Genomic DNA, 23492 nt, shown 5'->3' with positions numbered 1-23492 from the left:
TGCAGGATGGGGGCATGATCTCGACCGACGCCGCGCTCGCCCTGCGCGAGGCCGGGCTCGTCTGGCGCCCGGCATCTGGAGACCGCTTCCAGCTCAACGAGCCGGAGTTCGAGGCCGACGTCTTCACCGTCAGCGAGATGACGATCGAGCCGCGGCGCTATCCGACCGGGACGATCCTCGCGTTCAACGGCACGACGGAGTGGGCGCTCGACTCCGTCGCGCTCGACGAGGCGCTTTGGCTTCCCCGTGAGGACCAGCTGCGTGAGATGCTCCGCGGCGGCTTCCGGAGTCTGCGCCGGCTCGCGGACACTCACCGCGTGGAGATCGAGTTCGCCGGCGAGGAGCTGGCGTTCGAGCATCCGCAGCCCGAGGATGCCTACGCGGCGGCCGTCCTCGCGATGCTGCAGCGCGTCAACGACTGAGCGATCGTCCGCGCGGAACCAGCCTCACGTAATCGTGTGGACCGGTGCGGTGTCGGGAATGGGCGACGCGTCGCGCCCGCGGAGGTCGGGGAACCACTGCACGCACGTCACCGCGACGACGAGGCCGACGACGGCGAACAGGGTAGCGGCCACATATGCGCCCTGCGGGCCCACACCGTCGATGAGGAAACCGGCGATGGCGGAACCCGCCGCGGCTCCGATGAGCTGCCCGGTGCCGATCCAGCCGTAGGCTTCGGCCGTCTCGCTGAACTTCACGCTCGCCGAGGTGATGGCGAACATGACCGCGAGCGCCGGCGCGATGCCGATGCCGGCGACCAGCAGCGAGCCGCCGAGCCACCAGGCGTTGAGCGAGAAGATGGTCGCCGCCAGCCCGACGGTGACGATGAGAAAGCGGCGAGCCATGGCCCACCGTCCGATCGGGATGTGGCCGAACGACAGGCCGCCGGCCAGGCTGCCGACGGCGAAGACCGCAAGGACGAGGCCGGACTCGAGTCCGCCGTGACCGAACGACGCGACGACGCCCGCTTCGACCGCGGAGCACGCGCCGATGAGGAGGAAGCCGGTCGCGGTCGCGAGCATGACCGGCGGCTTGAGCAGCACGCGGCCCAGGCTGCGCCGGCTGCGCGGGATGCGGACGCGTCCGAGCTCGGGCGAGGAGATGAACCACGCGCCGCCGCCGATGAGGATGACGACGACGAGCAGGAGCCCCGGCACGGTGCCGGCCTGCAGCGCGACGAAGGTGATGAGCACCGGCGCGATGATCCAGATGATCTCCTGCAGCGATGCGTCGAGGGAGAAGAGGGGGGTGAGCTGCCGCGACGTCACCATCTTCGGGTAGATCGTGCGCACGGCCGACTGCACCGGCGGGGTCGACAGGCCCGCGATGAGACCGAGCGCCATGTAGACCCAGAGCGGCACGTCGAGCACCGCGAGCAGAGCGATCGACGCCGCGCACACGGCGAGCGTCAGCGTCAGTACCCGCCGCATGCCCCAGACGCCCATCCATCGACTCGTCACCGGACCTGCGATCGCCTGTCCGACTGAGGTCGCCGCCAGGACCAGACCGGCCGACCCGTAGGACCCGGTCACGTGCTCGATGTGGAGCAGGATGGCGAGGCTCGTCATCCCGCTCGGAAAGCGAGCGGTCAACTGTGCGGCGATGATGCGCGCGACACCCGGTGCGCGCAGCAGTTCTCTATATCCCGCCACCCCTCAACGGTAGCGATTCCGAAGCCCGGTCGGCGACGCCCGGGCGGGGGCCGCGGCGACACGCCCGCGACACGCCGATGCGACGAGATCCGCCCGAAACGGATGTCGGTGGGTCGGTCTAGCGTCCGACCTGTGGACAGACTCGTGCGGCGTCGCCCGGAAGCGCGGAATCACGCGTCGAACCGGGCTTCGATCGAGTCGCGGGACTGTGGATGAAACGGTGGACAAGATGTGTTGTACCTGGGGAGAGCGGTGCAAAACTACAGACTTGTAACTACTACCCCTTGTGGTGCCCCCCGATGTCGGCACCCATATGTAGTATTGAGGCTCCGGCAGGTTCTCAGCCGGAGATGCGTAAGAAGCGAAGGGAAACCACACTCGACATGGCGATCACGGTCTACACCAAGCCCTCCTGCGTGCAGTGCAACGCGACGTACCGTGCGCTGGACTCGAAGGGCATCGAATACGACGTCCTCGACCTCTCCGAGGACCCGGCGGCGCTCGAGCGCGTCAAGTCGCTCGGCTACCTGCAGGCCCCCGTCGTCATCACCGACGAGGACCACTGGTCGGGCTTCCGCCCCGACAAGATCGACGAGCTGGCCGCTCGCTTCGCCTGAGCCATGAGCACGGCGGTCGCGACGCGGGCGCCTCTGCTCGTGTACTTCTCGAGCGTCTCCGGCAACACCGCGCGATTCATCGACAAGCTGGGATTGCCGGCGCTCCGCATCCCCCTTCACTCCTCACCGACGCCCCTCGTCATGACCGAGCCCTTCGTGCTCGTCACCCCCACCTACGGCGGGGGACAGGGTCGCGGTGAGGAGAAGGGTGCGGTGCCCAAGCAGGTCGTTCGCTTCCTGAACGACGTGCGCAACCGCACCCTCCTCCGGGGAGTCATCTCCACCGGCAACACGAATTTCGGCGAGTCGTACTGCCTCGCCGGCGACATCATCAGTCGCAAGTGCTCCGTGCCGCACTTGGACAAGGTGGAACTGTTCGGCACGCCCGAAGACGTCGAGCGCGTGAGCGCAGGATTGGAACGATGGTGGAATCAGCACTGGAAACAGCCTTGACCGATAACGGCTTCAAGGTCGACGCACGCTTCGACGGGCTCGACTACCACGCCCTCAACGCGATGCTCAACCTCTACGGCGCGGACGGCAAGATCCAGTTCGACGCCGACAAGCGCGCCGCGCGGGAGTACTTCCTCCAGCACGTCAACCAGAACACGGTCTTCTTCCACTCCCTCAAGGAGCGTCTCGACTACCTCGTCGAGAAGGAGTACTACGAGCCCAAGGTCATCGAGAAGTACTCGCTCGAGTTCATCCAGAAGCTCAACGACTTCGCCTACGGCAAGAAGTTCCGCTTCGAGACCTTCCTCGGCGCGTTCAAGTACTACACGAGCTACACGCTGAAGACCTTCGACGGCAAGCGCTACCTCGAGCGCTTCGAGGACCGCGTCGTGATGACCGCCCTCGGCCTCGCCGACGGTGACGAGAACCTCGCGATGCAGCTCGTCGACGAGATCATCTCGGGTCGTTTCCAGCCCGCCACCCCGACGTTCCTCAACACGGGCAAGGCCCAGCGCGGCGAGCTCGTGTCGTGCTTCCTGCTCCGCATCGAAGACAACATGGAGTCGATCGCCCGCGGCATCAACTCCGCCCTGCAGCTCTCCAAGCGCGGCGGCGGCGTGGCCCTGCTGCTGTCGAACATCCGCGAGGCCGGCGCTCCGATCAAGCAGATCGAGAACCAGTCGTCGGGCATCATCCCCGTCATGAAGCTGCTCGAAGACAGCTTCAGCTACGCCAACCAGCTCGGTGCGCGTCAGGGAGCCGGCGCGGTGTACCTGTCGGCGCACCACCCCGACATCCTCAAGTTCCTCGACACCAAGCGCGAGAACGCCGACGAGAAGATCCGCATCAAGACGCTGTCGCTGGGTGTCGTCATCCCCGACATCACCTTCGAACTCGCCAAGAACGGCGAGGACATGTACCTGTTCTCGCCCTACGATGTCGAGAAGGTCTACGGCGTTCCGTTCGGCGACATCTCGGTCACCGAGAAGTACCGCGAGATGGTCGACGACGCGCGCATCAAGAAGACGAAGATCAACGCTCGTGAGTTCTTCCAGACCCTCGCCGAGATCCAGTTCGAGTCGGGCTACCCGTACATCATGTTCGAGGACACGGTGAACAAGGCCAACCCGATCAAGGGTCGGATCAACATGTCGAACCTGTGCTCGGAGATCCTCCAGGTCAACACGCCGACGACGTACAACGAGGACCTCTCGTACGCCCAGATCGGCAAGGACATCTCCTGCAACCTCGGGTCGATGAACATCGCGCTCGCGATGGACGGCAAGGACCTCGCCCAAACCGTCGAGACCAGCATCCGCGCCCTCACCGCGGTCAGCGATCAGAGCCACATCGCCTCGGTCCGCTCGATCGAGGACGGCAACGACCGTTCGCACGCGATCGGTCTCGGTCAGATGAACCTGCACGGCTACCTTGCGCGCGAGCACGTCCACTACGGCTCGGAAGAGGGCCTGGACTTCACGAACATCTACTTCTACACGGTGCTGTTCCACGCGCTGCGGGCCTCGAACAAGATCGCGATCGAGCGCGGCACGTACTTCGAGGGCTTCCCCGACTCGACCTACGCGTCGGGCGAGTTCTTCGACAAGTACATCGAGCAGGAGTGGGCGCCCCAGACCGACAAGGTGAAGGGTCTGTTCGACGGCATCCACATCCCGACGCAGGACGACTGGCGCGAGCTGAAGGCATCCATCCAGCAGCACGGCATCTACAACCAGAACCTGCAGGCGGTGCCCCCGACCGGCTCGATCTCGTACATCAACAACTCGACGTCGTCGATCCACCCGATCGCGTCGAAGATCGAGATCCGCAAGGAAGGCAAGCTCGGCCGCGTCTACTACCCGGCGCCGTTCATGACGAACGACAACCTCGAGTACTACGAGGACGCGTACGAGATCGGCTACGAGAAGGTCATCGACACCTACGCCGCCGCGACCCAGCACGTCGACCAGGGTCTGTCGCTCACGCTGTTCTTCAAGGACACCGCGACCACGCGCGACATCAATAAGGCCCAGATCTACGCCTGGCGCAAGGGCATCAAGACGATCTACTACATCCGCCTGCGGCAGATGGCGCTCGAGGGCACCGACATGTCCGAGTGCGTCAGCTGCATGCTGTGACGGATGCCGGAACCCGAACCAGGAACTGAAGCGACATGACTCCCGAACCGCTCAAGCTCGTCGACCACGTGCAGGCGATCAACTGGAACCGCATCCAGGACGATAAAGACCTCGAAGTCTGGAACCGTCTGGTGAACAACTTCTGGCTGCCCGAGAAGGTGCCGCTGTCGAACGACATCCAGTCGTGGAACACGCTGACGCCCGATGAGCAGACGCTCACCATGCGCGTGTTCACGGGGCTGACGCTCCTCGACACGATCCAGGGCACCGTCGGCGCCGTCTCGCTCATCCCCGATGCGATCACGCCGCACGAGGAGGCCGTCTACACGAACATCGCGTTCATGGAGTCGGTGCACGCGAAGAGCTACTCGTCGATCTTCTCGACGCTCGCCTCGACCCCCGAGATCGACGACGCGTTCCGCTGGTCGGTCGAGAACCCGAACCTTCAGAAGAAGGCCTCGATCGTCATGGACTACTACCGTGGCGACGAGCCGCTCAAGCGCAAGGTCGCCTCGACCCTGCTCGAGTCGTTTCTCTTCTACTCGGGGTTCTACCTGCCCCTGCACTGGTCGGCGAAGGCGAAGCTGACGAACACCGCCGACATCATCCGCCTCATCATCCGTGACGAGGCCGTGCACGGCTACTACATCGGCTACAAGTTCCAGAAGGGCTACGAGCAGCTCACGCAGGCCGAGCGCGACGAGATCAAGGACTACACGTTCTCGCTGCTCTACGAGCTCTACGACAACGAGGTGCAGTACACGCAGGACCTCTACGACGCCGTCGGCCTGACTGAAGACGTCAAGAAGTTCCTGCACTACAACGCCAACAAGGCGCTGATGAACCTCGGCTTCGAGGCGATGTTCCCCGCCACGGTCACCAACGTGAACCCGGCGATCCTCTCGGCCCTGTCGCCGAACGCCGACGAGAACCACGACTTCTTCTCGGGGTCGGGCTCGTCGTACGTCATCGGCAAGGCCGAGGCCACCGAAGACGAGGACTGGGACTTCTGAGCCGACTCGCGCACGAAAGCGGCGCGTGTGACGGGAGCGCTCCGGCGATTCCCGGCGCACGCGCCGCTTTTTCGTTGACGCCGCGCCACGCCCACGCATAGGGTTGCGACGCCGCGCGAATCCGCACGGCATCACCGGAGGAACGACATGACCACGCGCAACGAGCGCCTGATCGCAGCGGACCTGGGCCAGTTCCAGCTCCGCAATGAGTCGTACCCTCCGGTGCGAGACGTCTGACCCGCCACTGTCAGCACGCCCCGCACCGCACAGGTCCGGGGCGTTCGTGTGTTCCTCTCCATGCGCCCGTTCCCGGACCGTCATCACAAGGAAAGGAACCATGGAGAAGCTCTCGAACAGGCTGCTGTCGTGGGCGAGCATCATCGACGAGAAGACCCTCGATCAGGCTCGCACCGCGTCTGGCATGCCGTTCATCCACCCGCACCTGGCGCTCATGCCCGACGCGCACCTCGGCAAGGGGGCGACCGTCGGGTCTGTCATCCCGACGCTCGGGGCGATCATGCCGGCCGCCGTCGGCGTCGACATCGGATGCGGCATGATCGCTGTCCGCACGCAGTTCACGAAGTCGCAGCTGCTCGGCCGTGACCTCGGGGCGCTGCGTGAGCAGATCGAGCGGGCGATTCCGCTGTCGGCCGGTCGCGACAACCGCAGGATCGTCGCGACGGCTGAGCCGCGCGTCGCCGAGCTGGAGGAGCTCGCCGAGAAGAACGAGTTCGACCCCGCCCGCTATGCCGGGCACTGGCGCAACCAGCTCGGGTCGCTCGGGTCGGGCAACCACTTCATCGAGGTGTCGGTCGACGAGACCGACGCGGTGTGGATGTTCCTGCACTCCGGTTCGCGGGGAGTGGGCAACAAAATCGCGACGCACCACATCGGGGTCGCGCAGCGGCTAGCGAAACAGTGGTGGATCGACCTTCCCGACCCCGACCTGGCGTACCTCGTCGAGGGCACGGAGGAGTTCCGGCGCTACATCCGCGAGCTCCGGTGGGCGCAGCACTTCGCGCTCCTGAACCGCGAGGAGATGATGGACCGGGTGGCTCGTCAGCTGTCCGAGACGATGGGCGTCGACGTCGAGGAGCTCGAGCGCATCAACTGCCACCACAACTTCACCGAGAGCGAGAGGCACTTCGGCAAGCAGGTGTGGGTGTCGCGCAAGGGCGCGATCCAGGCGGATGCTGGCCGGCCCGGCCTCATCCCGGGATCCATGGGCACGGCGTCGTACGTCGTCTCGGGGCTCGCCAACCCGCTCTCGCTCAACTCGTCCCCGCACGGCGCGGGGCGGGAGTACTCGCGGTCGGCCGCGCGCCGGACCTTCACGCACGACCAGCTGCGGGAGGCAATGGCGGGGATCGAGTTCCGCGACACGGATGCGTTCATCGACGAGATCCCGCAGGCTTACAAGCCGATCGATCGCGTCATGGCGGATGCCGCCGACCTCGTCGAGGTGCGGCACACGCTGCGTCAGCTGGTCAACGTGAAGGGCGACTGACCCTCGCCGTGACGGATGGGAGGGGCGGATTCTGCGGCATCCGCCCCTCCCTTATCGATCGCCGACAGCACCTAAGACGGGACGAGCGCATAGGGGTAGTCCGCGCACACCCCTCGGAGATCGCCTCGATTCTTTGCTCTGTGTCACCGGTAGATGGTTGGCTCGATGGATGGTCGAGGTTCTGGCATCCATCGCGGCGCTCCTCGCGCTCGTTCTGGTCGTCGTTGTTCTGGTGTGGAGGTATCGCGCTCGGTCGACTCGCGTGCGCACCGCGGCCGAGCGCGCGGCGAGCGAGCAGCATCTGGCGGAGGTCACCGCGTCTCATGCGGCGGCGGTGAACCAATTGCGGAACGAACACGAGGCTGCAGTGCAGGCCGTGATCGACGAGTGTGATCGCGCCGTGGGCGAATCGGGCCGAGCGCGTGATCAGATGGCGCGTGTCCTCGGAACGGACGCGGTCTCGAAGCGTCTGATCGCGGCGGCCTGCGCTGATGTCGGTCTGTCGGGCGTGCTCGTCACGAATGTCGTCTTCGTGCCTGACGACACTCGGAACACCTTCTTCGCCCAGATCGACCACGTCCTCTTGACGCGGCAGGCCGCGATCCTCGTCGAGAACAAGTACTGGCAGGGCCTGGTCTTCGACGATGTCCGACCGAGTAGCGTGATCCCGGCGTTCCGGGCGATGCTCGACGAGGAAAAGCTCGAGGCGCCTTTCGCGCTGCAGATCCGGCCCATCTCAGAGTCTGCGTGGGAAGTCCTGCGGCACGTCGGCGCTGATTCCCCGGCCGTGCAGGTCCGCCGTCAGGCGAGACGCCTGGCTGAACACCTCAGGGCGCGATGGGGCGAGGCCCCGTTCTTCACCACCGCGGTGCTCTACTCGCACGGCGATGCGTCCGTCCACGCGAAACCGGTGAGTCGGAGCTCCAGCGGCGTGACGACGAGAGTCCTCAGCGGGTCAAAGGGGCTCGTGCGCATGCTCGCCGAGGTCCGGCAGCAGCCACCCACCGCGCTGACGGTGGCACAGCTCGAACAGCTCCGTGCCTACTTCGAGTCACTCGGAGCTCACGTCGAACGCGTCGGCGACTGAACCGCATCCCTTTCGGAGGAGAAAAGCACGTCGGAGGGTGGATTCGAGGAGTCCGCCCTCCGACGTGCAGATGTCCTCCGGAAGCGGTCAGGCGTCGCCCTGGCCGATGTCCGCGGCCTCGGCGATCGCGGTCTCGTGCGGGCGGCCGAGGTGGCGGAGGGTACGGCCGGCGGCGGCGAGGATCGCGATCGCGACGATGAGCGCGGCGACACCGAGCCAGTACGGCGCGCTCGGGGTGATCGCGGCGGCGAGGGGGCCGGCCACGGCGGGGGCGATCGCGCCACCGATGAAGCGCACGCCCGAGTAAGTGCCGCTCGCGACGTTCCGGGGGAGGTCGGTGGCTTCCATGACGGCCTCGGTCAGCGCGGTGTTCAGCACGCCGAGGAACAGACCGGCCACGATGACGGTGACGATCAGCACGGTGGCGCTGTTGATGCCGATCGCGAGCACGGCTTCGGCGACGGCGAGCAGCCCGAGCATCGTGAACAGCACGGGCCGAAGGCCCAGCCGCCGGGTCAGCACGGGAGCGGCGAGCACTGACGTCAGGGCGACGGCGAGCCCCCAGCCGAAGAAGACGAGTCCGAGCTCGTGGGCTCCGAACGTCATCCCGGCCTGCGCCGCGGCGGACTCGATGGGATACGGGCTATAGGCCAGCAGCACGAAGAACGCGACGTTGTAGAAGAACGCCGTCAGCGACAGCGTCAGCAGGGCCGGGTTGCGCAGCGCGCGGAACGACGCGAGAAGCGACACCTTCGCCGGCGCGGCGGCACCAGCCGCCGGCGCGGGGGAGCGGAACACGACGAGGATCGCGAGCAACGCGATGGCCATGAGTGCGGCGGTACCGAAGAAGGGACCGCGCCACGACAGCTCGCCGAGCGCGCCGCCGAGGAGCGGTCCGACCGCCAGGCCGATGCCGAGGGATGCCTCGTACAGCACGATCGCCTGACGGCTTCCGCCGCTCGCGGCTCCGACGATCGCGGCCAACGCCGTCGCGATGAAGAGCGCGTTGCCGATTCCCCAGCCGGCGCGGAAGCCGATGATCTCGACCACGCCGCCGGAGAGTCCTGCTGCCGCGGCGAACACGACGATCAGGGCGAGCCCGAGCAGCAGGGTCTTCTTGACGCCGAGCCTCGACGACACCCAGCTCGCGAACAACATGACGATGCCGGTGATGAACAGGTAGCTGGTGAAGAGCAGCATCGTCTCGGATGGCGTTGCATCCAGCTCGCGGCTGATCGCCGGGAGGATCGGATCGACCAGACCGATGCCCATGAACGACACCGTGCAGGCGAAGGCGATCGCCCATACCGCGACGGGTTGGCGCCAGATGGACGCCTTCGCGGTCTCGGCTGTCGCCTTCGTCTGATCGCCGGTCGCGGACCGTTCTGTATGCATCGCGCTGGTCACGCGCACCTTCCTCTCTTCGGGGTCTGTGGTGGTCATCGCAGTTCCGGCTCCTCGAGCAGCCCTGCAAGGAGCTCGGCAGCGCGCGCGAGGGTCGATCGGTCGGCGGCACTGAGCCTCGCCCATGCCGGCCCGGTCACCTCGAGCGCCTGCGAGCGGAACGCCTCGAACTGGCGCCGCCCCTCCGCGGTGATCGACACGAGCGAGGCCCGGCCGTCCTCGGGGTCGGGTGCGCGCTCGACGAGCCCCTCCGCTTCCATCCGACGCACCAGCGTCGTCATGGTGGGCTGGCTGACGCGTTGCCACTCGGCCAGGTCGCTCACCCGCGTGGGGCCGAGCTCGTTGAGGGCGGCGAGCGCACGCCACGTTCCCGCGGCGGCGGCGACCTCGACCCGGCGGGCCACAGCACGGTTGAACCGGCTCGACGCCGACATCAGGAGGATGGGGGAGTCGGAGAACTGCATAGCTCAACTATACAACATGCATAGAGGAGCTATCTAAAAGGCTCGACCCCCGAAAATGACGAAGCCCCCGGCATCCTCCTCGCGAGAGAGGATGCCGGGGGCATTCGCGTGGCGTCAGCGGCCGCCGTTGATCAGCCCGAGCCATTGACCGAACGGCTTCTCGCCGCGGATGTCGGTGTGTTGCTCGTTCTGCTCTTCGTTCGTGATCATGGTGACCTCCCCGCTTCTTCCGTGGAACTCATCATGAACATCGGCTCGCGTCGGCGCGCGGTCCTTGACGAACGACGCTCGGCGCGTTAGGCGCGCGACACAGCTTTTCTCGGTCGCCATCACCGCATGAGAGAGCCCGCGCCTCCTACAATCGTGACCGTGTCGGAAACTCCTGCCCTCACGCGCGAGCCGCGCTTCAGCCCGGTCATCGCGCTCATCGCCGTCTCGGCGTCGTGGGAAGGCCGGCTCTCCGCAGCCCTGCGCGACCTCGGCCTGTCCACCCGCAAGTTCGGCCTGCTCGGGCACATCGGGTCAGAGCCCGGAATCTCGTTCTCCGAGCTCGCCCGCCGGTCGCACATCACGGTGCAGTCCGCGCACACCGCGGTGCGCACCCTCGTCGACGAGGGGCTCGTCGCCGATGCGACCGCGCACGCCGGCTCGGCATCCGATCTGCGCATCACAGCGAAAGGCATCGCAGTCATGGAGCAGGCCCACCAACGGCTGCTCGAGCTCGACGCGACGCTCAGCGACAACATGCCGGGGCTGGCCTCGTCGATGGACGGCATCCGCGCAGGAATCGTCTGAGTCGGCTGGATAGGGTTCGAGGGTGTTCCGAACCCCGCTGACCGCATTCCGTTCGCTCGCGATCGCCGAGGCATTCTCGTGGACGCTGCTCATCCTGGGCCTCATCCTCCGGTCCGCCTTCGACCTTCCGATCGCCGTGACGATCGGCGGGGGCATCCATGGCTTCGTGTTCCTCTGCTACGGCGCGACCGCGGTCCTCGTCGCGTGGAACAACCGGTGGTCGCTCGTCCCGACGATCTGCGCCGTCGCCGCCGCCGTGGTCCCGTACGCGACCGTGCCGACGGAGATCGTGCTGCGTCGTCGCGGGCTCCTCGAGGGGGAGTGGCGCACCGAGGCGACCGACGACCCGCGCGACCAGCGGGCAGTCGACCGATTCCTCCGGTGGTTCGTCCGCCGTCCGGCGGTGCTCGCCGTGATCCTCGCGGTCGGCATCATCGCGGCGTACGTCGTGCTGCTGGTGATCGGACCTCCCGGACGGGCGTAACGTGATCGAATGCTGCGCATCGTTGCCCGCTTCGCCCTTGCCGCTCTGCTGATCGTCGCGGGAGCCGCGCATCTGACCGTGCTCCGGCGGGGGTATCGCATCGCGGTGCCCGACTGGGCGACGCGGCTGCTGCACACCGACAAGGACATGTTCGTCGTCGCCAGCGGCGCGGTCGAGATCATGCTCGGCACCGGGCTCATCGCGCTGCCGCGCGAGCGCCGACGCATCGCCGCCGCGATCGCCGCCTTCTTCGTCGCGGTGCTCCCGGGCAACATCCACCAATGGCGCACCGGAGCCGCGGCTCCCGGCCTCGACACCGACGCGCGGCGATTCGGCCGCCTCTTCCTCCAGCCGGTGCTCGTCGCCTGGGCGCTGTGGGTGGGCGGCCCCGCGCGCGACACGTCAGCGTCGTCGCGCTGACGACGCAATACGCGGACACGGAATTTCTCGGGACGGCCCCGCGTTTGGTTGCCTGTCATGGTGAGCACATCCGCATCCGCAGCAGCATCCGTCTCTTCGGCTGAGTCCGACTACCGAGCCTGGGCGGCCTACCGCCGGGAATCGGTCTCAGCTCCGCAAGGGTCCCTCGCCCTCGTGCTCACGCACTGGTCGGCTCCGGGCGAGCCCGCCGTCGACGACGAGACGGCGCGTGCGGGGCATCCGGTCGACGCGCTGCTCACCCGACTGCAGCGAACCGACATCGAGACCGGTCTTCCCCAGGAGGGCTACCGCATCTGGCGGCAGGACTCGCCCGCCAACGAAGCGTTCGAAGACATCGAGCGCTGGGAGTACGACCCGGCCTGGGTGATCGAGGGCCGCTTCGAGCTCGTCGACGAAGACCGCGTGGTCCCCTTCGAGCACATCAAGGACGGCGGCGCGACGCGCGGCCTCCCGGTCTCGGGCGACCTGGTCTTCGAGATCGACGGCACCGAGTACCGGCTCGCCGCGTTCGACACCAACTACGGCGGTCCCAAGCTGCACCTCGTCTTCGGCGACCAGACCAACGGGGCCGAGTCCTACGGCGCCGGTCGCTTCCTCTTCCTCGACCACCCCGGCGCGACCGGCGACCTGGCCCCCGGCGACAGCACGCCGGTCACGGTCGACTTCAACCGGGCCGTCGTTCCGCCGTGCGGCTTCTCGAACCAGATGAACTGCCCCCTCCCGCCGCTGCAGAACCGCCTGCCCTTCCCGGTCCGTGCCGGGGAGAAGAAGGTCCGGTTCGCCGGCGACTTCTCGCTCTGACCTTTCTCCCGCACCACTCGAAACGGCGAGCGCCCGCACCTCGCTCCGCCGCCCCCTCCACACAGCAAAGGAACACCCGTGACTTCACGCGGCTTCTCCCGGATCGTCGCCGCCACCGCGGCAGCGACGGCCGGTCTTCTCGTCCTGGCCGGATGCTCCGGATCCACCGAGCCGGCCGGTTCGGCCGGCGCGAGCGACCCGAATGCCGAGATCGTCGTCGGATCGCAGAACGAGCCGACCAACCTCGACCAGATCTTCGGCGGCTCATCCGGGGTGACCGAGGTCTTCACGGGGAACGTGTACGAGGGTCTGTTCCGGATCACCGATGACGCTCAGGTCGAGCCCCTTCTGGCAGCCGAGACGACGGTGTCGCCAGACGGGCTGGTGTACACCTTCACCCTCGAGGACGCGACCTTCCACTCGGGTAAGGAGCTCACCGCGGATGACGTGAAGTACAGCCTCGAGCGCTTCGTGAGCGACGAGTCGATCGCGGCGCGCAAGCGCCAGCTGAGCGTCATCGACACCGTCACGGCGGTCGACGACAAGACCGTCGAGGTGACCCTCTCGCAGCCCTCGATCAGCTTCACCTACAACCTGGGCTACGTCTGGATCGTCAACGAGGATGCCGGCGACCTGACGGCGACTGCCGACGGCACCGGTCCCTACGAGCTCGGTGACTACCGCAAGGGCGACTCGATCACCCTCGACGTCAACGACGCGTACTGGGGCGACGCGCCGAAGAACGGCGGAGTCGTCTACCAGTACTACGCCGACCCGACGGCCCTGAACAACGCTCTGACGACCGGCGCGGTCGACCTCGTCACGAGCCAGTCGAACCCCGACAGCATCGCCGAGTTCGAGGCCGCCGGCTTCCAGGTCATCGAGGGCACCTCGACGACGAAGGAGCTGCTGGCGTTCAACGACCGGATCGCTCCGTTCAACGACGCGCGCGTGCGCAAGGCGATCTACTCGGCTATCGACCGCGAGAAGCTGCTCGATGCGATCTGGGACGGCCGCGGCGAACTCATCGGCTCGATGGTGCCGCCCTCCGAGCCCTGGTACCTCGACCTCGCGGACAACAACCCCTACGACCCGGCGCTGTCGGAGAAGCTCCTCGCCGAGGCCGGCCAGCCGGGAGGGTTCACGTTCACCGTCGACACCCCCGACTCGGGCGTGCACTCGACGGTGGCGGAGTTTCTGAAGTCGGAGCTCGCGAAGGTCGGAATCACGCTGAACATCAACATCATCACCGACGACGAGTGGTACCAGAAGGTCTACACCGAGAAGAACTTCGAGGCCACGCTGCAGGGCCACGTCAACGACCGCGACATCAACTTCTACGGCAACCCCGACTTCTACTGGGGCTACGACAACACCGATGTGCAGACGTGGCTCGCGGACTCCGAGGCGGCCGCATCCGTCGACGAGCAGACCGAGCTGATCAAGAAGGCGAACCAGCAGATCTCGGATGACGCGGCCAGCGTGTGGCTCTACCTCAACCCGCAGCTGCGCATCGCGGCCGAGGGCGTGTCGGGCGTGCCCAAGAATGGACTGAACTCGTTGTTCTACGTCTCCGACATCACGAAGGCCTGATCTCCATCACCCGGTATCTGATTCGACGGACAGGATTGCTGCTGCTGGCCTTCGCGCTGGCGGTGGTGATCCTGTTCGTCGTGCTGCGCGTTCTCGGCAACCCGGTTTTCGCCCTCATCTCGGTGGGGGCGACGGACGCCGAGATCGCGGCCGCCGCCGCGCGGCTCGGCGTCGATCGGCCGATCCCGGAGCAGTTCCTGGCCTACCTCGGCCAATTCGCGAGCTTCGACCTGGGGCGATCGTTCACGAACAACCTGCCGGTCGGCGACGAGATCCTCCGTCGGCTGAACGTCACGCTGCCCCTGACGCTCATCGCGTTCGTCCTGTCGGTGCTGATCGCGGTGCCGGTGGGGTTCATCGCGGCCTGGAAGGCGCGCACCTGGTACGGGACCGCGTTCTCGGCCGTGTCGCAGCTGGGCGGAGCGATCCCGGTCTTCTGGGTCGGCATCCTGCTCGTCGCGGTGTTCGCGCTGAACTGGCGATTGCTGCCGGCAGGCGGCTTCCCGCGGCGCGACTGGGAGGACCCCGGCGCCGCGCTCGTCTCGCTCACGCTCCCGGTGCTCACGATCGCGCTCGTGGCGGGCAGCGATCTCGCGCGGTACGTCCGCAGCGCGACGCTCGACGTGCTCGGCCAGCAGTATCTGCGCGCGGCTCGGGCCACGGGGCAGAGCTTCGCCACGGCGATATGGCGTCACGGCGTGCGCAACGCCGTCGTCCCGTTGATCTCGATCCTGGCGATCCAGCTGTCGACGACTTTCGTCGGCGCCGTCATCATCGAGCGGGTCTTCGCGCTCCCCGGTCTCGGCGACATGCTGCTGGTCGGCATCAAGGAGCAGGACTTCCCGAGCGTCCAGGGGGTGCTGCTCTTCTCGACCGCCCTCGTGCTGCTGCTCGGCTTCGCGGCCGACATCACGCAGCGCATCATCGACCCGCGACTGCGCGACACGATCTCGGGCAATCGCAGAGCGAAGGCGGCGGCATGACAGCGACGACCCTTCCGGACTCGGGTGCCGTCAGGGCGCCCGGGCGCGGGCGCCCGCGACGCCGGCGCTCGGTGAACCTCGCCGTCGGCGGCATCCTGTTCGGTGCCATCGCGGTGATCGGCCTGATCTCGCTGCTGTGGACCCCGTTCACCTTCGACGACACCAGCGGCGGCCGGCTGCAGCCGCCGTCCGCCGAGCACTGGGCCGGAACCGACCGCCTCGGGCGCGACCTCTTCACGCAACTCATGATCGGGGCGCGGCTCGCGCTGACCGTCGGATTCGGGTCGGTGCTGATCGCGGCCATCGTCGGCATCGGGCTCGGTCTGCTCGCGGCTGTGGCCCGGCGGTGGGTCGATGATGCGCTCACGAGCCTGCTCGACATCGCGATCGCCTTTCCGACCCTGCTGCTGGCGATGCTGATCGTCGCCTGGCGCGGGGCATCGGTCGACTCGGCGATCCTCGCGATCGGTCTCGCCGGCTCGGCGGTGATCGCCCGGCTCACCCGCATCGCCGCGACACGCGTCCTCGCGATGGACTACGTCACCGCCGCTCGAACCTCGGGCACGAGCAGGCTCGGCATCGTGTTCCGACACGTGCTGCGGAACGTCTGGCCGACCCTCATCGTGCCGCTCGCCCTGCAGTTCGGCGGCGCGGTCGGCGCGGAGGCGTCGCTGTCGTACCTCGGGCTCGGCTCCCCGCCGCCCAACGCATCGTGGGGCCGGATGCTCGAGGAGGCGCAGAGCACGGTGCTCGTCGCACCGACGGCGGCGATCCTCCCCGGCGTCCTGCTGGTCGCCTTCATCATCGGCGCGAACCTGCTGGCCGACGGCCTGCGCGACATCGCCGATCCGACCACGAGGAGCATCGGATGACCGCCGCGCTGACCGCATCCGGTCTCGGCGTCCGGATCGGCGACGACCGCACGCTCGTGCACGGCGTCGACGTGACGCTCGAGCCCGGCGAACGTCTGGGCATCATCGGCGAGTCCGGCTCGGGCAAGTCGCTGACCGCGCTGGCGATGCTCGGTCTGCTCGCGTTTCCGCTGACGCCGTTCGGTTCGGCGACGATCGCGACCCCCGACGGCCGGGTCGAGGTTGTCGGAACCGCCTCGCGCCGCCTCGACCGGGTGCGCGGCCGGACGATCTCGGCGGTCTTCCAGGAGCCGCTCGCCTCGCTCGATCCGCTCATGCGTGTCGGCAGACAGCTGGCGTGGCCGCTCGCCAAGCACCGCGGCCTGAGCGGTGACGGGCTGCGTCGCGGCGTGCTCGATGCGCTCGCGGACGTGCAGCTGCCCGACCCCGAGCGCATCGCGCGATCGTTCATCCACGAGATCTCCGGCGGCCAGCGACAGCGCGTCGCGATCGCGCTCGCCCTGGCCGCCGGGCCGAGCATCCTCATCGCCGACGAGCCGACGACCGCGCTCGACGTGACGGTCCAGGCAGGCATCCTCGATCTCCTCCAGCGCGAGGTGAGCGAGCGAGGGATGACGCTGCTGTTCATCAGCCACGACCTGCCGGTCGTCTCGCGTATCGCCGACCGCGTCCTCGTCATGCGTGATGGGCGTCAGGTCGAGCTCGGCGACACGGCGCAACTGCTCCGGTCTCCCCAGCACGAGTACACCGCGCAACTGGTCGCCGCCTCGCGCGCTCTCGACGACTTCCTGCCGGCGAAGGGAACCCGATGACGGCCGACGGTCGCGCGACACTCGCGCTCGAGCATGTCGACTTCGCCTACGGTCGCGGCGCGAATGTGCTCCACGACGTATCGCTCTCGCTCGCTCCCGGCGAGACCGTCGGGCTCGTGGGGGAGTCGGGCGCGGGGAAGACGTCGGTACTCCGGCTGCTGCTGGGCCTGGCGACGCCGACATCGGGGCGCGCGCTCTTCGAGGGCGCGCCGCTTCGCGGCGCGGACCGTGCACAGATGCGTTCGCTGCGCCGAGCGGTGCAGCCGGTCTACCAGGACCCGTTCTCGTCGCTCGACCCGCGGATGACGGTGGGGCAGTCGATCGCCGAACCGCTGCGGTCCCTCCGCATCACCCGCGACCGATCGCAGCTCGACGCCCGGGTCGCCGAGCTCCTCACGGCGGTCGACCTCGACGCGGATGCCGCGGGCCGCTACCCGGACGCGTTCTCCGGAGGACAGCGCCAGCGGATCGCCATCGCTCGCGCCCTCGCGCCGCGGCCCCGACTGCTGCTGGCGGATGAGCCCGTGAGCGCTCTCGACACGTCTGTGCGCATGCATGTCATCCAGCTGTTCCAGCGGCTCGCGGCAGAGCAGGGCATCGGAATGCTGCTGGTCTCGCACGACCTGACGATCGTGTCGGCGCTGTGCGAGCGGATGACGGTGCTCCGCGCCGGTCGCGTCGTGGAGGAGGGCCCGACGTCGCGGCTGCTCACTTCGCCGGCGAACGAGTACACCGCGCAGCTCGTCGACGCCGTGCCCCGTCTTCCCGCGGAATGACGCGGATCTGCGGACGCGACACGCCCGGGATGTCGCGTCGCTTTGCCACGATGCCGGGAGCCGCGTAACTTATTACTTGTTCGCCCCACAGGGAAGAGCGAGAGGGCCGGAAGGTCCCGCCTCCCTCAAGCGGAGAACAACCCGAAACAGACGCTTCCGAGCGTCGCAGGTCCAAGACCTGCCACAGGGTCCCCATCACACCCCCACAACTGACTCGGTCTCCGAGTCTCGTTCTGGAACAGGTCGTCGGTGGGGTATGGTTGTGAAGTTGCCCTCTGGGCTGGCTGTGAGGTCAGTTGGGGGAGCGTCCGATCCTTGAGAACTCAACAGCGTGCACTTGTCAAATGCCAAATAACCTCGACTCCACTTCGGTGGGGTGAGATTCCTTTGGATCAAAGACCTTCCCTTCGGGGGAGGCAACGGATAGTCAGCAATGATTTATCTCTTTGGTCAGCATCAAACTCGCTGCTCCAGTCTTTTTCCGGCTGGTCGCAGCAAATTTTCTTTACGGAGAGTTTGATCCTGGCTCAGGATGAACGCTGGCGGCGTGCTTAACACATGCAAGTCGAACGGTGAAGCAGAGCTTGCTCTGTGGATCAGTGGCGAACGGGTGAGTAACACGTGAGCAATCTGCCCCTGACTCTGGGATAAGCGCTGGAAACGGCGTCTAATACCGGATACGAGCTGCGACCGCATGGTCAGTAGCTGGAAAGAATTTCGGTCAGGGATGAGCTCGCGGCCTATCAGCTTGTTGGTGAGGTAATGGCTCACCAAGGCGTCGACGGGTAGCCGGCCTGAGAGGGTGACCGGCCACACTGGGACTGAGACACGGCCCAGACTCCTACGGGAGGCAGCAGTGGGGAATATTGCACAATGGGCGAAAGCCTGATGCAGCAACGCCGCGTGAGGGATGACGGCCTTCGGGTTGTAAACCTCTTTTAGCAGGGAAGAAGCGAAAGTGACGGTACCTGCAGAAAAAGCGCCGGCTAACTACGTGCCAGCAGCCGCGGTAATACGTAGGGCGCAAGCGTTATCCGGAATTATTGGGCGTAAAGAGCTCGTAGGCGGTCTGTCGCGTCTGCTGTGAAAACCCGAGGCTCAACCTCGGGCCTGCAGTGGGTACGGGCAGACTAGAGTGCGGTAGGGGAGATTGGAATTCCTGGTGTAGCGGTGGAATGCGCAGATATCAGGAGGAACACCGATGGCGAAGGCAGATCTCTGGGCCGTAACTGACGCTGAGGAGCGAAAGGGTGGGGAGCAAACAGGCTTAGATACCCTGGTAGTCCACCCCGTAAACGTTGGGAACTAGTTGTGGGGTCCATTCCACGGATTCCGTGACGCAGCTAACGCATTAAGTTCCCCGCCTGGGGAGTACGGCCGCAAGGCTAAAACTCAAAGGAATTGACGGGGACCCGCACAAGCGGCGGAGCATGCGGATTAATTCGATGCAACGCGAAGAACCTTACCAAGGCTTGACATATAGAGGAAACGTCTGGAAACAGTCGCCCCGCAAGGTCTCTATACAGGTGGTGCATGGTTGTCGTCAGCTCGTGTCGTGAGATGTTGGGTTAAGTCCCGCAACGAGCGCAACCCTCGTTCTATGTTGCCAGCACGTAATGGTGGGAACTCATGGGATACTGCCGGGGTCAACTCGGAGGAAGGTGGGGATGACGTCAAATCATCATGCCCCTTATGTCTTGGGCTTCACGCATGCTACAATGGCCGGTACAAAGGGCTGCAATACCGTGAGGTGGAGCGAATCCCAAAAAGCCGGTCCCAGTTCGGATTGAGGTCTGCAACTCGACCTCATGAAGTCGGAGTCGCTAGTAATCGCAGATCAGCAACGCTGCGGTGAATACGTTCCCGGGTCTTGTACACACCGCCCGTCAAGTCATGAAAGTCGGTAACACCTGAAGCCGGTGGCCCAACCCTTGTGGAGGGAGCCGTCGAAGGTGGGATCGGTAATTAGGACTAAGTCGTAACAAGGTAGCCGTACCGGAAGGTGCGGCTGGATCACCTCCTTTCTAAGGAGCATCTGACTCTTCGGAGTCCAGAACCCAGATCGAAGGCACATGTTCTTCGCTGGGAGCTCATGGGTGGAACATTTGACATGGTGCGAAAGATGAGGTTCTTCTCTAGTACGCCGCTTGCGGTGGGAACGGGGAGGGTTTCGGAGGTCGCACCTGCACGCTGTTGGGTCCTGAGGGACCGGATGAGAGTCCGCAACCTCTGGGCCTTTTCTTCATGCTGCTTGGGTGGCATGTGGGAGGGTACCGCCCGTACTTTGAGAACTACACAGTGGACGCGAGCATCTTCGATGCGACACCTTCGGGTGTTGTGTCGTGAAGATGATCTTAAAGATCATTAGTCAATTTTTTGACGATTCAACTCATGTGATTTCAAGTCTTTAAGAGCAAACGGTGGATGCCTTGGCATCTGGAGCCGAAGAAGGACGTAGCAATCTGCGATAAGCCTCGGGGAGTGGATAAGCACACTGTGATCCGAGGGTGTCCGAATGGGGAAACCCCGCTGGGCGGCGTGCCGACCTAGTGACTCCCGCCTGAATATATAGGGCGGGTAGAGGGAACGTGGGGAAGTGAAACATCTCAGTACCCACAGGAAGAGAAAGCAACAGCGATTCCGTTAGTAGTGGCGAGCGAAACCGGATCAGGCTAAACCTTGCGTGTGTGATAGCCGGCAGGCGTTGCACGTTGGGGGTTGTGGGACTTTTCTGATCATTCTGCCGAGTGGTCGACGTTACAAGAAGGTATAGACGAACAGGTTTGAATGCCTGGTCATAGAGGGTGCGAACCCCGTAGTCGAAATGCTTCTCTTGGCGTGAAGAGTATCCCAAGTAGCACGGGGCCCGAGAAATCCCGTGTGAATCTGTCAGGACCACCTGATAAGCCTAAATACTCCCAGATGACCGATAGCGGACAAGTACCGTGAGGGAAAGGTGAAAAGTACCCCGGGAGGGGAGTGAAATAGTACCTGAAACCGTTTGCTTACAAACCGTTGGAGCCTCCTTAGTAGGGGTGACAGCGTGCCTTTTGAAGAATGAGCCTGCGAGTTAGCGATACGTGGCGAGGTTAACCCGTGTGGGGTAGCCGTAGCGAAAGCGAGTCTGAATAGGGCGATTCAGTCGCGTGTCCTAGACCCGAAGCGAAGTGATCTATCCATGGCCAGGTTGAAGCGACGGTAAGACGTCGTGGAGGACCGAACCCACTTAGGTTGAAAACTGAGGGGATGAGCTGTGGATAGGGGTGAAAGGCCAATCAAACTTCGTGATAGCTGGTTCTCTCCGAAATGCATTTAGGTGCAGCGTTGCGTGTTTCTTGCCGGAGGTAGAGCTACTGGATGGCCGATGGGCCCTACAAGGTTACTGACGTCAGCCAAACTCCGAATGCCGGTAAGTGAGAGCGCAGCAGTGAGACTGTGGGGGATAAGCTTCATAGTCGAGAGGGAAACAACCCAGACCACCAACTAAGGTCCCAAAGCGCGTGCTAAGTGGGAAAGGATGTGGAGTTGCTCTGACAACCAGGAGGTTGGCTTAGAAGCAGCCACCCTTGAAAGAGTGCGTAATAGCTCACTGGTCAAGTGATTCCGCGCCGACAATGTAACGGGGCTCAAGCACGCCACCGAAGTTGTGGCATTGACATTATTGGTAGGCCTTCGTGGTCCAGCCGTGTTGATGGGTAGGAGAGCGTCGTGTGCCGGGTGAAGCGGCGGGGTGACCCAGCCGTGGACGGCACACGAGTGAGAATGCAGGCATGAGTAGCGAAAGACGTGTGAGAAACACGTCCTCCGAAAGACCAAGGGTTCCAGGGTCAAGCTAATCTTCCCTGGGTAAGTCGGGACCTAAGGCGAGGCCGACAGGCGTAGTCGATGGACAACGGGTTGATATTCCCGTACCGGCGAAGAACCGCCCAAGCTAATCCAGTGGTGCTAAGAGTCCTAACCCGGGCTTAGTTGATCCCTTCGGGGTGAGACGGTCCGGTCTAACGCTCGACCCCATGCTGGTGCGGCTAGCGTATTAACAGGTGTGACGCAGGAAGGTAGCCCAACCCGGGCGATGGTTGTCCCGGGGCAAGTGCGTAGGCCGAGTCATAGGCAAATCCGTGACTCATCAAGGCTGAGACACGATGCGGATAAAAAGTGGGTGATCCTATGCTGCCGAGAAAAGCATCGACGCGAGGTTCTAGCTGCCCGTACCCCAAACCGACTCAGGTGGTCAGGTAGAGAATACCAAGGAGATCGAGAGAATCGTGGTTAAGGAACTCGGCAAAATGCCCCCGTAACTTCGGGAGAAGGGGGGCCTTCCACTTATTAGGATTTACTCCGAAAGGGTGTGGAGGCCGCAGAGACTAGTGGGTAGCGACTGTTTACTAAAAACACAGGTCCGTGCCAAGTCGCAAGACGATGTATACGGACTGACGCCTGCCCGGTGCTGGAAGGTTAAGAGGACCGGTTAGCCGCAAGGCGAAGCTGAGAATTTAAGCCCCAGTAAACGGCGGTGGTAACTATAACCATCCTAAGGTAGCGAAATTCCTTGTCGGGTAAGTTCCGACCTGCACGAATGGCGTAACGACTTCCCAACTGTCTCAACCGCGAACTCGGCGAAATTGCACTACGAGTAAAGATGCTCGTTACGCGCAGCAGGACGGAAAGACCCCGTGACCTTTACTACAGCTTGGTATTGGTGTTCGGCGTGGCTTGTGTAGGATAGGTGGGAGACTTTGAAGCGGTGACGCCAGTTACCGTGGAGTCATTGTTGAAATACCACTCTGGTCACTCTGGATATCTAACTTCGAACCGTAATCCGGTTCAGGGACAGTGCCTGGTGGGTAGTTTAACTGGGGCGGTTGCCTCCCAAAAAGTAACGGAGGCGCCCAAAGGTTCCCTCAACCTGGTTGGCAATCAGGTGGCGAGTGTAAGTGCACAAGGGAGCTTGACTGTGAGACTGACAGGTCGAGCAGGGACGAAAGTCGGGACTAGTGATCCGGCAGTGGCTTGTGGAAGCGCTGTCGCTCAACGGATAAAAGGTACCTCGGGGATAACAGGCTGATCTTGCCCAAGAGTCCATATCGACGGCATGGTTTGGCACCTCGATGTCGGCTCGTCGCATCCTGGGGCTGGAGTAGGTCCCAAGGGTTGGGCTGTTCGCCCATTAAAGCGGTACGCGAGCTGGGTTTAGAACGTCGTGAGACAGTTCGGTCCCTATCCGCTGCGCGCGTAGGAAATTTGAGAGGATCTGACCCTAGTACGAGAGGACCGGGTTGGACGAACCTCTGGTGTGCCAGTTGTTCCGCCAGGAGCACCGCTGGTTAGCTACGTTCGGGATGGATAACCGCTGAAAGCATCTAAGCGGGAAGCCGGCCTCAAGATGAGATTTCCATGCCTTCGGGCGAGAGGCTCCCAGCCAGACTACTGGGTTGATAGGCCGGATGTGGAAGCGTGGTAACACGTGAAGCTGACCGGTACTAATAAGCCGATGACTTGATAACACACCGTTTTTGGTGCTTGCGTCCACTGAGTGGTTCTCGATGTACGGTCGAGAACCGCATAACGAATTGATCGTTGTGCAGACTGAAACATCAATA

General features: G+C 64.6%; 20 protein-coding genes and 2 rRNA genes. 18 read left to right on the top strand and 4 right to left on the bottom strand.

Features of this window, described 5'->3' with window-relative positions; all coding sequences use genetic code 11:
- The first annotated feature begins 14 nt into the window (after positions 1 to 14).
- Complete coding sequence (locus P6897_RS09840; protein WP_112617009.1) at positions 15 to 422, top strand: pilus assembly protein CpaE; 408 nt, start codon at positions 15 to 17, stop codon at positions 420 to 422.
- Positions 423 to 446: 24 nt separating this feature from the next.
- Here P6897_RS09840 and P6897_RS09835 read toward each other — a convergent pair whose 3' ends face one another.
- Positions 447 to 1652 (bottom strand): MFS transporter, encoded by a 1206-nt coding sequence (locus P6897_RS09835; protein WP_112617008.1) that lies wholly within the window; start codon positions 1650 to 1652, stop codon positions 447 to 449.
- Positions 1653 to 2035: 383 nt separating this feature from the next.
- Between P6897_RS09835 and nrdH the strand changes: the two genes are divergently transcribed.
- The 6 genes from nrdH to P6897_RS09805 all read left to right on the top strand — a co-directional run bounded on the left by nrdH (position 2036) and on the right by P6897_RS09805 (position 8467).
- Positions 2036 to 2269 carry a glutaredoxin-like protein NrdH gene (gene nrdH, locus P6897_RS09830; protein ID WP_023954603.1) on the top strand — a complete coding sequence of 78 codons (234 nt, stop codon included), beginning with the start codon at positions 2036 to 2038 and terminating at the stop codon, positions 2267 to 2269.
- A gap of 3 nt (positions 2270 to 2272) precedes the next feature.
- The gene (nrdI, locus tag P6897_RS09825; protein WP_023954602.1) at positions 2273 to 2722 is read left to right on the top strand and encodes a class Ib ribonucleoside-diphosphate reductase assembly flavoprotein NrdI; all 450 of its coding nucleotides are present in this window, start codon (positions 2273 to 2275) and stop codon (positions 2720 to 2722) included.
- Entirely contained in the window at positions 2692 to 4860 is a 2169-nt protein-coding gene (gene nrdE, locus P6897_RS09820) for a class 1b ribonucleoside-diphosphate reductase subunit alpha (protein ID WP_023954601.1), read from the top strand. The genes nrdI and nrdE overlap by 31 nt, the downstream gene beginning before the upstream one ends.
- A gap of 35 nt (positions 4861 to 4895) precedes the next feature.
- Positions 4896 to 5873 carry a class 1b ribonucleoside-diphosphate reductase subunit beta gene (nrdF, locus tag P6897_RS09815; protein ID WP_094259728.1) on the top strand — a complete coding sequence of 326 codons (978 nt, stop codon included), beginning with the start codon at positions 4896 to 4898 and terminating at the stop codon, positions 5871 to 5873.
- 337 nt (positions 5874 to 6210) lie between these two features.
- On the top strand, positions 6211 to 7380 hold the full coding sequence (locus P6897_RS09810) for an RtcB family protein (RefSeq protein ID WP_282501074.1): 1170 nt from the start codon (positions 6211 to 6213) through the stop codon (positions 7378 to 7380).
- A 169-nt stretch (positions 7381 to 7549) separates the two neighbouring features.
- Positions 7550 to 8467, top strand: coding sequence for a nuclease-related domain-containing protein (locus P6897_RS09805; protein ID WP_282501073.1), 918 nt, complete (start codon positions 7550 to 7552; stop codon positions 8465 to 8467).
- Between the two features lie 87 nt (positions 8468 to 8554).
- Here the strand turns inward: P6897_RS09805 and P6897_RS09800 are convergent, their stop codons facing one another.
- The 3 genes from P6897_RS09800 to P6897_RS09790 all read right to left on the bottom strand — a co-directional run bounded on the left by P6897_RS09800 (position 8555) and on the right by P6897_RS09790 (position 10665).
- On the bottom strand, positions 8555 to 9862 hold the full coding sequence (locus P6897_RS09800; RefSeq protein ID WP_282502584.1) for an MFS transporter: 1308 nt from the start codon (positions 9860 to 9862) through the stop codon (positions 8555 to 8557).
- A gap of 44 nt (positions 9863 to 9906) precedes the next feature.
- Positions 9907 to 10335 carry a MarR family transcriptional regulator gene (locus P6897_RS09795; protein WP_282501072.1) on the bottom strand — a complete coding sequence of 143 codons (429 nt, stop codon included), beginning with the start codon at positions 10333 to 10335 and terminating at the stop codon, positions 9907 to 9909.
- 114 nt (positions 10336 to 10449) lie between these two features.
- Positions 10450 to 10665, bottom strand: coding sequence for a hypothetical protein (locus tag P6897_RS09790; RefSeq protein ID WP_282501071.1), 216 nt, complete (start codon positions 10663 to 10665; stop codon positions 10450 to 10452).
- Positions 10666 to 10704: 39 nt separating this feature from the next.
- Here P6897_RS09790 and P6897_RS09785 point away from each other — a divergent pair, with 39 nt between their 5' ends.
- The 11 genes from P6897_RS09785 to P6897_RS09735 all read left to right on the top strand — a co-directional run bounded on the left by P6897_RS09785 (position 10705) and on the right by P6897_RS09735 (position 23396).
- Positions 10705 to 11130 carry a MarR family transcriptional regulator gene (locus P6897_RS09785; RefSeq protein ID WP_112617533.1) on the top strand — a complete coding sequence of 142 codons (426 nt, stop codon included), beginning with the start codon at positions 10705 to 10707 and terminating at the stop codon, positions 11128 to 11130.
- A 22-nt stretch (positions 11131 to 11152) separates the two neighbouring features.
- Complete coding sequence (locus P6897_RS09780) at positions 11153 to 11614, top strand: DUF3817 domain-containing protein (protein WP_112617002.1); 462 nt, start codon at positions 11153 to 11155, stop codon at positions 11612 to 11614.
- A 9-nt stretch (positions 11615 to 11623) separates the two neighbouring features.
- On the top strand, positions 11624 to 12034 hold the full coding sequence (locus P6897_RS09775; RefSeq protein WP_282501070.1) for a hypothetical protein: 411 nt from the start codon (positions 11624 to 11626) through the stop codon (positions 12032 to 12034).
- A 57-nt stretch (positions 12035 to 12091) separates the two neighbouring features.
- Positions 12092 to 12856, top strand: a complete 765-nt coding sequence (locus P6897_RS09770; protein WP_282501069.1) for a DUF1684 domain-containing protein — start codon at positions 12092 to 12094, stop codon at positions 12854 to 12856.
- 78 nt (positions 12857 to 12934) lie between these two features.
- Positions 12935 to 14449 carry an ABC transporter substrate-binding protein gene (locus P6897_RS09765; protein WP_282501068.1) on the top strand — a complete coding sequence of 505 codons (1515 nt, stop codon included), beginning with the start codon at positions 12935 to 12937 and terminating at the stop codon, positions 14447 to 14449.
- A gap of 35 nt (positions 14450 to 14484) precedes the next feature.
- The gene (locus P6897_RS09760) at positions 14485 to 15432 is read left to right on the top strand and encodes an ABC transporter permease (protein ID WP_282501067.1); all 948 of its coding nucleotides are present in this window, start codon (positions 14485 to 14487) and stop codon (positions 15430 to 15432) included.
- Positions 15429 to 16304 (top strand): ABC transporter permease, encoded by an 876-nt coding sequence (locus tag P6897_RS09755; RefSeq protein WP_114588264.1) that lies wholly within the window; start codon positions 15429 to 15431, stop codon positions 16302 to 16304. The genes P6897_RS09760 and P6897_RS09755 overlap by 4 nt, the downstream gene beginning before the upstream one ends.
- A complete protein-coding gene (locus tag P6897_RS09750; RefSeq protein WP_274178554.1) occupies positions 16301 to 17116 on the top strand; it encodes an ABC transporter ATP-binding protein in 816 nt (271 codons plus the stop codon). The genes P6897_RS09755 and P6897_RS09750 overlap by 4 nt, the downstream gene beginning before the upstream one ends.
- A complete protein-coding gene (locus tag P6897_RS09745) occupies positions 17113 to 17892 on the top strand; it encodes an ABC transporter ATP-binding protein (RefSeq protein ID WP_282501066.1) in 780 nt (259 codons plus the stop codon). The genes P6897_RS09750 and P6897_RS09745 overlap by 4 nt, the downstream gene beginning before the upstream one ends.
- Positions 17893 to 18396: 504 nt before the next feature.
- Positions 18397 to 19916 (top strand): 16S ribosomal RNA (locus tag P6897_RS09740).
- Positions 19917 to 20289: 373 nt separating this feature from the next.
- Positions 20290 to 23396 (top strand): 23S ribosomal RNA (locus P6897_RS09735).
- The 16S and 23S rRNA genes sit together here, the layout of an rRNA operon.
- The last annotated feature ends 96 nt before the right edge of the window (positions 23397 to 23492 follow it).

This window comes from Microbacterium sp. BDGP8, from assembly GCF_029991045.1.
Classification (GTDB): domain Bacteria; phylum Actinomycetota; class Actinomycetes; order Actinomycetales; family Microbacteriaceae; genus Microbacterium; species Microbacterium plantarum.
This window is presented reverse-complemented; position numbering and strand designations above follow the sequence as displayed.

What these genes read in the sequence shown, in the direction of transcription:
- P6897_RS09840 (WP_112617009.1), top strand. Translation starts at nt 15, where the DNA reads ATGATCTCGACCGACGCCGCGCTCGCCCTGCGCGAGGCCGGGCTCGTC.
- nrdH (WP_023954603.1), top strand. Translation starts at nt 2,036, where the DNA reads ATGGCGATCACGGTCTACACCAAGCCCTCCTGCGTGCAGTGCAACGCG.
- nrdI (WP_023954602.1), top strand. Translation starts at nt 2,273, where the DNA reads ATGAGCACGGCGGTCGCGACGCGGGCGCCTCTGCTCGTGTACTTCTCG.
- nrdE (WP_023954601.1), top strand. Translation starts at nt 2,692, where the DNA reads ATGGTGGAATCAGCACTGGAAACAGCCTTGACCGATAACGGCTTCAAG.
- nrdF (WP_094259728.1), top strand. Translation starts at nt 4,896, where the DNA reads ATGACTCCCGAACCGCTCAAGCTCGTCGACCACGTGCAGGCGATCAAC.
- P6897_RS09810 (WP_282501074.1), top strand. Translation starts at nt 6,211, where the DNA reads ATGGAGAAGCTCTCGAACAGGCTGCTGTCGTGGGCGAGCATCATCGAC.
- P6897_RS09805 (WP_282501073.1), top strand. Translation starts at nt 7,550, where the DNA reads ATGGTCGAGGTTCTGGCATCCATCGCGGCGCTCCTCGCGCTCGTTCTG.
- P6897_RS09800 (WP_282502584.1), bottom strand. Translation starts at nt 9,862, where the DNA reads ATGCATACAGAACGGTCCGCGACCGGCGATCAGACGAAGGCGACAGCC.
- P6897_RS09795 (WP_282501072.1), bottom strand. Translation starts at nt 10,335, where the DNA reads ATGCAGTTCTCCGACTCCCCCATCCTCCTGATGTCGGCGTCGAGCCGG.
- P6897_RS09790 (WP_282501071.1), bottom strand. Translation starts at nt 10,665, where the DNA reads ATGGCGACCGAGAAAAGCTGTGTCGCGCGCCTAACGCGCCGAGCGTCG.
- P6897_RS09775 (WP_282501070.1), top strand. Translation starts at nt 11,624, where the DNA reads ATGCTGCGCATCGTTGCCCGCTTCGCCCTTGCCGCTCTGCTGATCGTC.
- P6897_RS09770 (WP_282501069.1), top strand. Translation starts at nt 12,092, where the DNA reads ATGGTGAGCACATCCGCATCCGCAGCAGCATCCGTCTCTTCGGCTGAG.
- P6897_RS09755 (WP_114588264.1), top strand. Translation starts at nt 15,429, where the DNA reads ATGACAGCGACGACCCTTCCGGACTCGGGTGCCGTCAGGGCGCCCGGG.
- P6897_RS09750 (WP_274178554.1), top strand. Translation starts at nt 16,301, where the DNA reads ATGACCGCCGCGCTGACCGCATCCGGTCTCGGCGTCCGGATCGGCGAC.
- P6897_RS09745 (WP_282501066.1), top strand. Translation starts at nt 17,113, where the DNA reads ATGACGGCCGACGGTCGCGCGACACTCGCGCTCGAGCATGTCGACTTC.